At 35.7% G+C, this 12333-nt stretch carries 13 protein-coding genes; 2 read left to right on the forward strand and 11 right to left on the reverse strand.

Going from position 1 to position 12333, the window contains the following annotated elements; translation table 11 throughout:
• From asnA to EDF66_RS09795, 5 genes are all read right to left on the reverse strand, one after another.
• Complete coding sequence (gene asnA / locus EDF66_RS09775; protein WP_021189142.1) at positions 1 to 1008, reverse strand: aspartate--ammonia ligase; 1008 nt, start codon at positions 1006 to 1008, stop codon at positions 1 to 3.
• A gap of 284 nt (positions 1009 to 1292) precedes the next feature.
• Positions 1293 to 1619 (reverse strand): HesB/IscA family protein, encoded by a 327-nt coding sequence (locus EDF66_RS09780; RefSeq protein WP_021189141.1) that lies wholly within the window; start codon positions 1617 to 1619, stop codon positions 1293 to 1295.
• Positions 1620 to 1709: 90 nt separating this feature from the next.
• The gene (locus tag EDF66_RS09785) at positions 1710 to 2894 is read right to left on the reverse strand and encodes a cysteine desulfurase family protein (protein WP_132842300.1); all 1185 of its coding nucleotides are present in this window, start codon (positions 2892 to 2894) and stop codon (positions 1710 to 1712) included.
• 25 nt (positions 2895 to 2919) lie between these two features.
• The gene (locus EDF66_RS09790) at positions 2920 to 3354 is read right to left on the reverse strand and encodes a DUF983 domain-containing protein (protein ID WP_132842302.1); all 435 of its coding nucleotides are present in this window, start codon (positions 3352 to 3354) and stop codon (positions 2920 to 2922) included.
• 2 nt (positions 3355 to 3356) lie between these two features.
• Positions 3357 to 4226 carry an AraC family transcriptional regulator gene (locus tag EDF66_RS09795; RefSeq protein ID WP_021189138.1) on the reverse strand — a complete coding sequence of 290 codons (870 nt, stop codon included), beginning with the start codon at positions 4224 to 4226 and terminating at the stop codon, positions 3357 to 3359.
• A 136-nt stretch (positions 4227 to 4362) separates the two neighbouring features.
• Here EDF66_RS09795 and EDF66_RS09800 point away from each other — a divergent pair, with 136 nt between their 5' ends.
• Complete coding sequence (locus EDF66_RS09800; RefSeq protein ID WP_132773021.1) at positions 4363 to 5214, forward strand: mechanosensitive ion channel family protein; 852 nt, start codon at positions 4363 to 4365, stop codon at positions 5212 to 5214.
• 123 nt (positions 5215 to 5337) lie between these two features.
• Here the strand turns inward: EDF66_RS09800 and EDF66_RS09805 are convergent, their stop codons facing one another.
• From EDF66_RS09805 to EDF66_RS09825, 5 genes are all read right to left on the reverse strand, one after another.
• Positions 5338 to 6321, reverse strand: a complete 984-nt coding sequence (locus EDF66_RS09805; protein ID WP_132773020.1) for a 2-hydroxyacid dehydrogenase — start codon at positions 6319 to 6321, stop codon at positions 5338 to 5340.
• Between the two features lie 179 nt (positions 6322 to 6500).
• A complete protein-coding gene (locus EDF66_RS09810; protein WP_132842304.1) occupies positions 6501 to 7931 on the reverse strand; it encodes a serine hydrolase domain-containing protein in 1431 nt (476 codons plus the stop codon).
• A gap of 36 nt (positions 7932 to 7967) precedes the next feature.
• On the reverse strand, positions 7968 to 8708 hold the full coding sequence (locus EDF66_RS09815) for a LytR/AlgR family response regulator transcription factor (protein WP_132842306.1): 741 nt from the start codon (positions 8706 to 8708) through the stop codon (positions 7968 to 7970).
• On the reverse strand, positions 8701 to 9744 hold the full coding sequence (locus EDF66_RS09820) for a sensor histidine kinase (RefSeq protein WP_132842307.1): 1044 nt from the start codon (positions 9742 to 9744) through the stop codon (positions 8701 to 8703). The genes EDF66_RS09815 and EDF66_RS09820 overlap by 8 nt, the downstream gene beginning before the upstream one ends.
• Before the next feature lie 2 nt (positions 9745 to 9746).
• Positions 9747 to 10649: a LiaF transmembrane domain-containing protein gene (locus EDF66_RS09825; RefSeq protein ID WP_132842309.1), complete on the reverse strand. Its 903-nt coding sequence runs from the start codon at positions 10647 to 10649 to the stop codon at positions 9747 to 9749.
• 284 nt (positions 10650 to 10933) lie between these two features.
• On the opposite strand from EDF66_RS09825, the gene EDF66_RS09830 reads away from it, so the two are divergent.
• On the forward strand, positions 10934 to 11263 hold the full coding sequence (locus EDF66_RS09830; protein ID WP_132842311.1) for a DUF3276 family protein: 330 nt from the start codon (positions 10934 to 10936) through the stop codon (positions 11261 to 11263).
• 46 nt (positions 11264 to 11309) lie between these two features.
• Here EDF66_RS09830 and EDF66_RS09835 read toward each other — a convergent pair whose 3' ends face one another.
• Positions 11310 to 12203 carry an EamA family transporter gene (locus EDF66_RS09835; protein WP_132842313.1) on the reverse strand — a complete coding sequence of 298 codons (894 nt, stop codon included), beginning with the start codon at positions 12201 to 12203 and terminating at the stop codon, positions 11310 to 11312.
• Between the last annotated feature and the right edge of the window lie 130 nt (positions 12204 to 12333).

The following is a 12333-nucleotide window of genomic DNA, read 5'->3' on the forward strand; positions in this document are numbered from 1 at the left end:
TTATAATAAATGAATTCCTTTATCTTGTAGGGATTGTTTTTCCTGTTCATCCCATATACTGACCTGAACTTCACCAATATGTGCTTTTTTAAGCATAAACATGCATACACGTGATTGTCCGATTCCACCACCGATGGCTTCTGGCAACTCATCATTTAACAACATTTTGTGGAATGATAATGCTGCGCGTTCAGCATTATTTCTAATTTTAAGCTGTCGCTCTAACGCAGTTTTGTCTACACGTACGCCCATAGAAGATAGTTCAAATGCAGTGTTTAAAATAGGATTCCAAACTAAGATATCACCATTTAATCCATTTGTTCCACTTCCATTTTCAGTACTCCAGTCATCGTAATCTGCTGCACGTCCATCATGAGCTTCGCCATTAGATAAAATTCCACCTATACCATAGATAAATACGGCGCCATGCTCTTTTGCAATGGCATTTTCACGCTCTTTAGGTGTGAATGTTGGATATTTTTGCAACAATTCTTCTGAAGAAATAAAGGTAATCTCTTCAGGTAAAACAGATTTAATATCTGGGTATTGACGTTCTACTTGCTTTTCAGTGAAACGTAAAGCATCATATATTTTTAGAACGGTATCTTGTAGAAAAGAAAATGTCCGCTGTTCTGCGGAGATTGTTTTTTCCCAATCCCATTGATCTACATAGATAGAGTGAATCGGCGTATAGTCCTCATCAGGACGTAATGCACGCATATCTGTCAATATGCCCTCTCCAACCTCAAGTTCAAGCTCTTTTAATCTTAAGCGCTTCCATTTTGCTAGTGAGTGAACAACAACAGCCTTACGTTCCTGTAGCGCTTTGATAGGGAAGGCTACTGGTCTTTCGATGCCATTTAAATCATCATTTATACCTGTACCATCAAGTACAACCAAAGGTGATGAGATAGGAATCAATCCTAAATTATTTCTAAGTTGTTGTGCAAAAGTATCCTTTACAAAACTAATAGCAACTTCAGTTTTTAATAACTTTCTTTTATCCATGAAATGTATATATATCAAAAAATAGCCTCTTAGTTATCTATTTTTTATTTGTATCTGTTAAGAATCTGTATAGAGTTATACTCAAAACAAATTCTGATTCCCTCAATTTTCCTCAAAAATAGCAATATTTCAGACATAACAAGGTATTGTTGGTAAATTTATTTCCAGAATGATATATTTTTGATGTGATGGCAAGAAATTGCCTGAATTGATGAGATCTTAAAAAATAAGGAGGTCGCCATTTTGATATGGCGACCTCCAATATTTTTTATATGTTTGTTTTTTTAAACGGAGAAACTTTCACCGCAAGCACAAGTTCTTGTGGCATTTGGATTATGGAATTCAAATCCTTTACCATCTAATCCATCAGAATAGTCAAGCTCTGTTCCAGCTAGATATAAGAATGACTTGATATCTAAACATACTTTAACACCTTTATCTTCACAAAACTGATCACCTTTTTTTTCTTCGTTATCGAAATGCAGTTTATAGCTTAGGCCTGAACAACCTCCGCTTTCAACAGCAACACGCACAAAATAACTGCTGTCATATTTTTCAGTACTCATTATCTCTTCAATTCGAGATTTTGCTTTGTCTGTAACGGTTACCATATCGCTGAATAATTATATTAATATTGAATAGTACAAATTACGCTAACTTCTTTTTTATTTCCAATACAAATCTGACCCTAAATGTAATAATTAAGTAATAAGACCGGCTTGGAAGAGTTGCCAGATAGGAGAGTTTTGTCTAATTTTTGTCACGGCTTCTGTAATGAGCCTAGTGGTGGTGTCTACTTCGTCTTTTGTTGTCAATCTGCTTATACTGAATCGTACTGTTGCTAACGCATCTTCTTTTGAAACCCCCATTGCAAGTAGTACGTGAGACGGGTCTCTGGTACCACTAACACATGCAGAACCGGATGATAATGCTAATTGTGGACAATTGGTCATGAGCTCGCTCGCAAGTAAATGCTTGAAACAGATCGACGTGGTGTTAGGTAAACGTGAAGCAGTCTTTGCATGAATATAAGTTGCAGGGATTTTACTTAATGCATTTTCTAAATATTCCCTCAATTGAATCGTATGCTCAAAATCTCTTTCATGATGCTGTATGTGGGTTATTGCTGATCCGAGACCAACAATATTGGGGACATTGTATGTACCTGCCCGAAAACCATTTTCTTGCCCTCCTCCTGTAATCAATGCACTGATTTGGATGGGTTTGGACTTGCGACGGATGAATAATGCGCCGATGCCTTTTGGTCCATGGAGTTTGTGAGCACTTAAACATAGTATGTCAATGGGGATGTGAGCAAGGTTAAGTGGGATTTTGCCAATGTATTGTGTAGCATCACAAAAATATAAACAGTCTTTATCTTTGCATAACGTCGCAATTTCCTGAATAGGGTGGATATATCCGGTTTCATTATTTGCGGCCATAATACAGACTAATATGGTCTGTGCCGTAATATGCTCTTCTAGAATACTTAAATCTATTTTTCCACTGTGATCAACATCAAGATAGGTAACTAAAGCCCCCTCTTTTTCTAATTGTAGCAGGGTTTCTAAAACAGCTTTGTGCTCTGTTTTGACTGTAATGATGTGATTGCCTTTGGATTTATAATTTTTATAAATTCCTTTTAGTACTGTGTTAATGGATTCGGTTGCACCTGAATTGAAAAAGATCTCTTTAGGTTGACAGTTAAGAGATCGGGCAACCTGTAGACGGGCTTTTTCTATTGCTCCGTTGGCTTCACGCCCCATGCTATGATACACACTGGATGCATTTGCATAATTATGGATGAAATAGGGTACCATGGTATCCCATACTTCATCCATGATTTTAGTTGTTGCATTATTGTCGAGATAAATTAACTCCTTCATTGTATAAAGGTAAATATTATCTTGTTTATAAAGTCCTTGATGTGGGGTTGATTTCTTTTTGTTTGATATTCGGATTGTAATTCAATCCTGGACTCAACCAGTACATCAGTACCACTCTGGAATAACGGTAATTGAAAGGGCTCAATACAAAAACGGTTGCAAGTGCCACAATGGAGTAAAGCCAAAAAGAACTGTCATTTCCCGTTAGTATATAAGTTGCTACACAGGCTGTTATCATCTCAGCAACGGTGAATGCATAACTCACAAACATTGACACGTAGAAATAACCGGGTTCACGTTCGTAGCGTAAACCACAATAATCACAATGTGTGTTCATTTTTTGTGTTTTAAAGCCATAAGTATTCCCTGTGAATATTTTTCCTTTACGACAGCGTGGACATAGTGCCTTGCTGGCGGCTTTAAATTCTGATAATTCGTAAGTAGTTTCCTTCTCTTTCATATCTAACTGTTGTTTTTTCTGAATTCATCGGGTGTTAATCCAGTAGCTTTTTTAAAAAATTTAGTAAAATAAGAGTTGTCATTAAAATTCAACTCGATAGCGATCTCATTAATATTAAGATTTTTATTGACTAATAATCGCTTTGCTTCAAGTAATACGCGTTCTCGTATTATTTCTCCTGCTGCACTTCCGATATAGGATTTACAGATGGCATTTAAATGATTGGGAGTAATAAATAACTGTTCCGCATATGCTTTAGGTAATCTAATCTCTTTAAAATTCTTTTCCACTAAACGCTGGTAATTGTGGAATATGGTATAATTATAGGGATTACTCGCCTTTTCTGTTTTTGTACCATGCCAAGATTCAATCCAGAGCAATAGCTGAAGTAAGCTCACCCGTATTAAATCGCTAGCAGTCGGATTTTTACTTGTCTGGTAAAATGCCTCAAATATTTTTACAGCGTCTTGTCTATTCGACTCGGGAATTGTAAATACAATCTGATCATTCTGACCGCTTAAAAACGAGAAACGGTTTAAATAATCCGTTCGTAATAAGAAAGATTGAAAGTATTCCGGATCAAAGTTTACAACAAAACCTTCTTCATCACCGTTGAAATTCCAAGTGTGAACTTGCCCCGGGGCCATAAAGTAGATTTGATATGCTTCTATTTCGTGTTTCTCAAAATCGATCAGGTGATTGCCGGAACCATTTGTAAAGAGCACAAAATGGTAGAAATTGTGTTTATGCGGAAATACCATATTGTGATGCATAGCGATGTAATCAGCAAGATGATCGACAAATAAGAGGCTGCTCGAATCGTTATTGATGGAGCAGTTATCTAATACGGGTATGGTACTTTTCTTTATCACAGTACAAATTTACTTCAAAAATCACATTTGCAACTGATTTAATTATCGATTTTATGGTGTTTTTCAACGATTGATAATTTTATTGCCAATTCGTGACTCAATTGTTATATTTATGAGAAACAAAAACAGATAACAAATGAATAGATTAGAAAGCAGTCTGGATACGTTACTAGAAGTTGTACTTTTAAAGACACCAAGTATTATTACAGGGATTATTATATTAATCGTTGGAAGCTACATTGTCAAATTTTTACTTGGCCTGATCAGTAGGAGATTTGAAAAGCGTAATGTAGACTTATCAATACGGGGATTTGCGATGAGTATCTTGCGTGTTGTATTTTACGCCCTATTATTCCTAACAGTAGCGAGTACCATGGGAATTGAAACAACTTCCTTTATTGCCGCTTTATCAGCTTTTGGTCTGGCAGCAGGTTTAGCATTGCAGGGCAGTTTAAGTAATTTTGCCGGCGGGGTACTGATTCTTTTATTTAGACCTTTCGAAGTTGGAGACTATGTGAGTAGCAGTAACGGTACATCGGGCACTGTGGATAGAATCGATATTTTATATACAACGTTAATTGCTGGAGATGGTGTTCGTGTATTTAGTCCAAATGGTCCTTTAGCAAATTCTGTTATTCAAAATTTCACCAAAATTACCAATCGCCGTTTTGAGTATACGGTCGGTATTTCATATGATGCCAATATTAAGGAAGCGCGTGAGATTATTATGGACGTACTTCATAATGATTCACGTATTCTGAAAACTCCTCCAGTTGAGGTTTTTGTGAAAGGGTTGGGAGATAGTTCCGTTAATCTCACCATTCGTGCATGGACAAAAAAGGAAGATTTTTGGCCAGCGAACAATGAAAATCAAGAAGCTATTAAAAATGCTTTGGATAAACATAACATCAGTATTCCTTATCCACAGACCGAGATGCGTATTATTTCGGATCTAAATGGAGGGCAGGACCGTATTATGAAATCTTAATCGAGTGATCGGACCAAAATAAAGTACCGATAAGCTAATATAGCTTGTTGGTACTTTTTTAGTTTTGTTGGATCTTTCTTTGCATATCGAGGTAAAATCAGTTTATTGATTTTATTGATCAATTTATATATTATTTTCATAGATCTCTTTATTTAAAATTTGAGGCATTTTGATGTGCTTATTAGCGGCGATCAAGTTTTGAGCTGCCATTAGCGCCATATTATCCCTAGCTTCTGTTGTAGCAGATCCGATATGGGGCAATACTGCTACGTTAGGCAAGCTAAGTAGTGGATTGTCAAATGCCATAGGCTCAGGGTTAGTGACATCTAGACCAGCCCCCCACAGTTCTCCGCTTGTTAATGCCGTGTATAAATCTTCTTCTTGATGTAATCCCCCACGTGCTGTATTGATAAAAATAGCTGTGTTTTTCATTCTTGTGAAAGCTTCTTTATTAAATTTTCCTTTCGTTTCTGCTGTCAGATTTGCATGAACCGACAGCACATCACTTCGGGTTAATAATTCATCATAATTTACGTAAGTAGCATCCAAAAGTCGTTTTGCATTACTGTTTGGATGTCTATTGTAATAAATGATATCCATATTATAAGCAGCTTTGGCTTTCCTTGCGAGTTCAAAACCAATACGGCCTAATCCAAAAATTCCTAAAGTCTTCCCATCAAGCTCCACACCGAGATGTTCCGTTAATTCAAAATCTTTCCATTCGTTATTTATGATTTTGCGATTCATGAAAAAAGCTTTTCTCGACACTGCCAGCATTAATAGAAAAGCGATATCAGCAGTTGCGTTGGATAACACATCAGGTGTATTGCTTACAGGAATACCGTATTTGGTTGCGGCTTCAAGGTCAACACTGTCATATCCGGCACTCATCAATGCTATTCCCTTAAGATGACGACATGTTTCGAAAAATTTTTCATCTAGCAGATTATGTCCGGCGGCAAATAAATAATCTACCTGTTGACAGGCTTTAATTAAATCTGATTGTATAATATTTCCGGGTTCTGTGCGGTAGGTGATGTCAAAACCAGCTTGCTGTAAACTATCAATCGCTTTTTGAGGAATTGTTCTGCAGATAAAAACTTTCATACGCTTAAAATCAATTTTCTATTACCAAACTTAGCTAAATTTGTTTTATTTATGATGTAATTATATATGTAAAACAAATCGATATCTCATTGGTTCATCATTATTTTATGGAGGCGATTAAAAAAATAGGGGACATATTATTCAATATGTCCCCTAAGTATTTGAATGTTTGCTTTATCTTATTTTTGAGAAAGAAGAAAATGGAAGATCGATAATCCAGTTGTCTCGATAGATTCGGCAGCATTGGAAAGTAAAACTACCGCTGTTTTTTTATCTGGTGCAATAGCTATGAATGAACTGCTGCCACCTGTACCACCTGTGTGATAACAGTAAGTAATATCATCCAATAAATCCATGTGCCAAGCCAGGCCAATGTCTGTGCTAGGAGGAAGGAAATATGTGAACTGACGTGTCAGTGCCATAGCGTTCTCCAATTGTGTTTCCGGCATTTTGAACTGTGTCTGCGCAAAGGTCATTAAATCGGTAACAGTCGATTTTAAACCTCCAGCCGCACTAAAAATTTGAAAATCCCATGCTTTCGTTTCTTCTCCTTTTATGTTATAGACTTTTGGCAGATATTGTGTTTTAGGATTTAGAACATCCGTAGTCGATGTTAAGCCTAAAGGTTTTGCGATAATTTCCTGAATTTCCGTGTTGTAACTTTTTTTATGGAGTGATGTTAATATATCTCCTAATAATGCATACCCAAGATTACTATATTCATATTTTTCTCCGCTTTCATTTTCGGCTTTGAAAGTTGCCAAATATTGGTGTAAATATTTCCTATCATAATTTTTGTACGGGTTGTTGGGGTCAAAACCTTTTGTTTTCTCAAGATTATCTGGTAATCGGGGCAAACCGGAAGTATGATTTGCTAAGGTTTTAAACGTTATCTTTTGTAAGCTAGGATTTATTTTTAATGAATCAGGTAAAAAATCAACGATATGCTGTTCTAAACTTAATGTTCCACTTTGAACGAAATCCGCTAATAATGTAGCCGTGAAGATTTTTGACAGTGAACCTATTTCATAAAGGGTACTGCTTGTGGGTAGAATTTTATTTCCTTTTTCAGTCTCACCATAAAAGTAGGTGTTTAACTGACCATTTTTTATGACACCAATTGCTAAAGATTGTGTATTCCCCTTTTTGGTATAAATATTGGCAGCAGAATCAATGAAAAAATCAACTTTATTTTCGACAACGGTATTTGTTAATACGGGTGCCTGTTTCTCTGCAACAGGTTTTGTAACGGGTTGAAAACCTAAAGTGTGGTAATGCAACGTGCTATCCACACCGAAAGGAACCTGAAAGGATTTATCTGTGAAATCTACACGATATTGACTTACTCCATTACTAAAGTTTATTTTTTCAGCATGTTTGATCCTACCTAACGGATAAATCTCATTTTCCAGTAAGTTTTTTAAAGAAGAATAAGGTACTGCTCTCTTAAAATTTTCATTCGCCAGTTTATAAATGGAATCTGTCTGTTGTGAATTGATAAAAAATTCTATTTTATTATAGAACGTGTGATTAATTTGTTCTTGATTAGAATTTTGAGCAACAGCAGTCAATGAGCTACTGAGTAAAAGTGCAGCAATAAAATTTTTCATAATGATTATACTGCTACAAATTTACATAAACTTTATTTATATGCCAATCATTTGTTTTAATCTGGCATATCCAGATTTACTGATGTTAAGCTTTTCACCGGTTATTAAAATAGCGACAAAGCTATCTTTTTCCCAAGGTTCAATGCGTGCCAGCTGATCGATCTTGATGATATAAGAACGGTGTATTCTAACGAATGTCTGTTCATCGAGATGCTTTTCAAAGAAAGCCATTGTTTTATTTTTCAGATAGAGACCATCTGCTGTATGAATTTTCACATAGTCATCATAAGCTTCCAGATATTTAATCTGTGGAACGGGTATTATTTTAATCTGTGTTCCTGTTTTTACAACGATGCGGTCTAGTTTTGACTCCTCTTGATGAATGACTGCTTCATAATTAGGTGCCGGTTCTGCATTTGGTTTTGAAAAACTTAATTTGAACTTCTCGAATGCTTGCTTAAATCTGTTCGGTGAAATTGGTTTCATCAGATAGTCAATCGCATTTTTTTCAAAAGCTTTGAGTGCATAGTCATCAAATGCTGTTGTAAAGATTACTGCGGGTGGGTTTTCGACTAATTCCAACATTTCGAAGCCTGTTAATTTAGGCATTTGAACATCTAGAAAGAGTAAGTCTGGTTGGTGTTGCTGTATTGCTTTTACTCCTTCAAATCCATCTCCACACTCTGCAACAATAGAAACTAACGGATCTTTGCTCAGGTACTCTACTAAGATAGAACGCGCTAGAGGTTCATCATCTATAAGGATAACTTTAATCATATTGCGGGATTTTGATACTGCTTGTAAATATATTTTGTTCGGTTTGTGTCGTCAGTAGGTCATTTCTTCCAAAAAGAAGAAATAAGCGCCGTTGAATACTGGTAAGCCCAAAGCCTGTTCCTTTAGATTGCACGGATTCACCTGGCTCAAAGGGATTTTCTATCGAAACATGTAATGTTTTATTATCTAAGAAACATTTAATGCTGATGGTTACATTTTCTGTTACATTGTATAGGCCATGTTTAATAGCGTTTTCAACTAGCGGTTGCAAAATCATCGCCGGTATTTTGGTCGATAAAACATCTTGGTCATGATCAATGTGGATATTAAGCCGGTGACCGAATCTTACTTTTTCAATATCTAAGTATAGTTCGAGATGGTTTAATTCCTCTTGAAGTACGATCAACTGGTTATTTTCCTTTCGGAGTGTACCCCTTAAAAAATCGGACAATTGAAAGGTCATATTGCGGGCCTCATCTGGCTTACTACCTATTAAAGCAATGATGGAATTGAGACTGTTAAAAAGGAAATGAGGCTGTAATTGCTGTCTAAGGTTGTACAATTCTGCTTCGCGCAGTTGATTTTCCGAATCTTGCTTTCTTTTGATGTTAGAAATATATTCTTCCTGTATATTCCATACAATAATGAAAATTGCTACAGATGTTAAGATTAAAAAATTAACAATATAGCGATAAGGAATAATAAGGTCATAGATTTTTAAATGCTCCTTCGGAAGATAATATTGAACGACCAGTCGGCTTCCAAGAATGCTTATGCCACTCATAATGAATCCTATAATAAGCACTTTCCAGATCTGGTTAGGTTTAGGTATATAGTAATTGAGCGTGGTGGAAATTGCATAGCAACAGAGCATCATCATTAAACTGTTGATAATGGAGTCCTTGATTGTTATTTCGCTGGGAAATCCAGATCTATACATCAAAGCATATTGCATGACAAAGTAGCCAAGCAATATGCTTAAACAAATGATTAAAATCAGTTTATTTTTATTCTGCAATAAAAGTTTATCCTTCATGTCTAGGCATTTCTAATGGTTAAATTTCCAAAAAGACAAGTACCTGTGATATATAATTTTTTAGTTGGATCTCTTGTTAGACCTACATTGAAACGTCGGTCATCAACATCACCGAATACGGATGATACGTTAGAATAAACAGTCCAATTAGCTGGAACAATAATTTTAGCACTTCCAAACATTTGGAAAGCATCAATAACGGCTATGTCGGTTATATCCGCCTGTGTCAGATCAATGGATACGCTACCGAACATACATGCTATGTTACCACCTCTGAAATTTTTAGATAGAATAAATTTTTTGAGGCTTGCAAAGATGGAATTGACATTTAAAACATCTTCAAAGCTATTTTCTGTCTGTGCATAATATGGAGTGGCAAAGGCCTGCTCATTAGGCAGACCTTGATTGCTATTTGTATTGCTGTTGGCGTTTCCGTTTGTCTCGTCATTTTCAGCTACTTTTTGTTGATCATTTTCAGTTGCCGGATCGATAACACGCTTATCCCAGTCAAAGTCTGCGGGAGGCTTTGGAGGAACACTCGGGTTGATAGGCATGGGAGGCATAGGAGGTAAACCTTTTTTTCTTCCCATGATAAAATATGCTCCTAATCCAATAATCAAGATCGGGAATATAATTCCTCCAAAATCGGTGTGCATGATTCTTCTAGCTAGAAATGCCAGACCAACCGCAATTAAGATGATAGAAGATTTTTTTTGAAAATTAGAATTGACACCTATTACAAGACCGATAATAATCAAAATCATATACCAGCCAAATATCCATGAAGGGAAGAAGAAGTCTAAATCTAAATTTTTTAATAGTAAAAGAATACCAATGAGTATGATGATACCACCTATGATATTTTTACTGTTGTTGCTTTTTGGTACGAATGGCTCTTTTTCCATGACTTTTAAAATTTATACTTCAAAGGTATAGCTGTTATATCTTCTTGAGTAATTGAAATAGGTAATCGATCAATAATATTCGGTAAATGTAATAAAATCCTCGGTGAAAAAATATCGTTGATGAGCGATAGGTGACATTTATCGATCAAATCTAAAAATCAAGTTCGTTAAAAGAGCTTAATATAGGTTCAAAATTTATTTTTTTTGAATAATATTTGGAAGTTACATGCTAAATATTATATATTTATCAAAGATTAAGATAACTTAAACTTAAATAATAACCAATGGGAGATTTTGAAAACAAAGAGCGAGAAGAGGTTTTTTCAAAAAAAGTGAGAGCGGGTAAACGTACCTATTTTTTTGATGTAAAGGCTACACGGTCTAACGATTATTACATTACCATCACTGAAAGCAAGAAACGTTTTGAAGACGGCCAGTTTATTAAACACAAAATATTCTTGTATAAAGAAGACTTTGAGAAATTTGCAGAGGGTTTGACTGATGTTGTTGAATACATTAAATCGAATCAGGAAGTTCTTGAAAAACGCTACGAGCCTAATTTTGATGACCCAGCATATGCTAGTGAATCATCTAAAGATGATTTTTCTTTCTAAGATTTTATAAATTACCTAAAGGCTGTAGTAATCTTACAGCCTTTTTTTATTTTTTGCTTAATAAGAAGACCGTAGAAATAATGCAGAAAGTTCCTATCCAATCCCACAAGGAAAAGGGAATATGGAGCCAAGATACCGCCAAGAGTGTTGCAGAAAGAGGTTCGGCTGATGCTAACAAACTTGCTTTCTGTCCACCGATCAGTGTTACTGCTGTGAGATAGAAGTAAAATGGAAATACAGTACCTAAAAGAATAATGAGTGCCGTAAATAAATAAGTTTTAGTATCCCAAACTCCCTGAATATCCCAAGGGGCTTTCATAAAGCTGAATGCAATACCACCACAAAGGAGAGACCAACCAATTACAACCGAGGATTTATGTTTTGATAGCAGTTCAGCTGGCATTAGAGTATATATGGCCAGTGCCACCGCAGAGGCTAAACCAAAAAACAGCGCGGTATTAGATATGGCAAGGGTATTGATGTTGCCATTCGTAACTAATAGAAAAGTTCCAACTATTGCCAGAATAATAGCAAATAATTCCAAAAGGCTGGGTAATCTTTTATACTTGCACGCTAAATAGATGGCCATTATGATTGGACCAGCATATTGTAGCACAGTAGCGGTAGCGGCATTCGAATGCTTAATGGCCGCAAAATAAGTATATTGTACAGCCAGCATACCAAAAATGCTAAAGGCAAGTAGTTGTAAACGGTCATTTTTAGTTTTCCAAATTTTAAATATAGGCGCTCTTTCGCTAGTTTTTGCAAAGCTTAGTAAGCAGATGCCAGATAGTAACATACGAACTGTAATCAACCATTCAACATTTATTTCCCTTTTTTGAAATAGAAATTGTGCTAATGTCCCAGATACTCCCCATAGGATAGCCGCTGCAATTGCTAAAGAAAAGCCTTTATAAATCGTACTTTTTTTTGTGGACATAAAGGTAAATAGAAGTGAGCTTTAAAATTAGAATAAATATAGATGTTGTTCGAATGAAGTCGGCTACGGGAGCGCTACATATTCATTATACTTAACATTTAAGTAGCAAGTTGATAGGTATGAGATACAC

The organism is Sphingobacterium sp. JUb20, assembly GCF_004342035.1.
Lineage (GTDB): Bacteria > Bacteroidota > Bacteroidia > Sphingobacteriales > Sphingobacteriaceae > Sphingobacterium > Sphingobacterium anhuiense.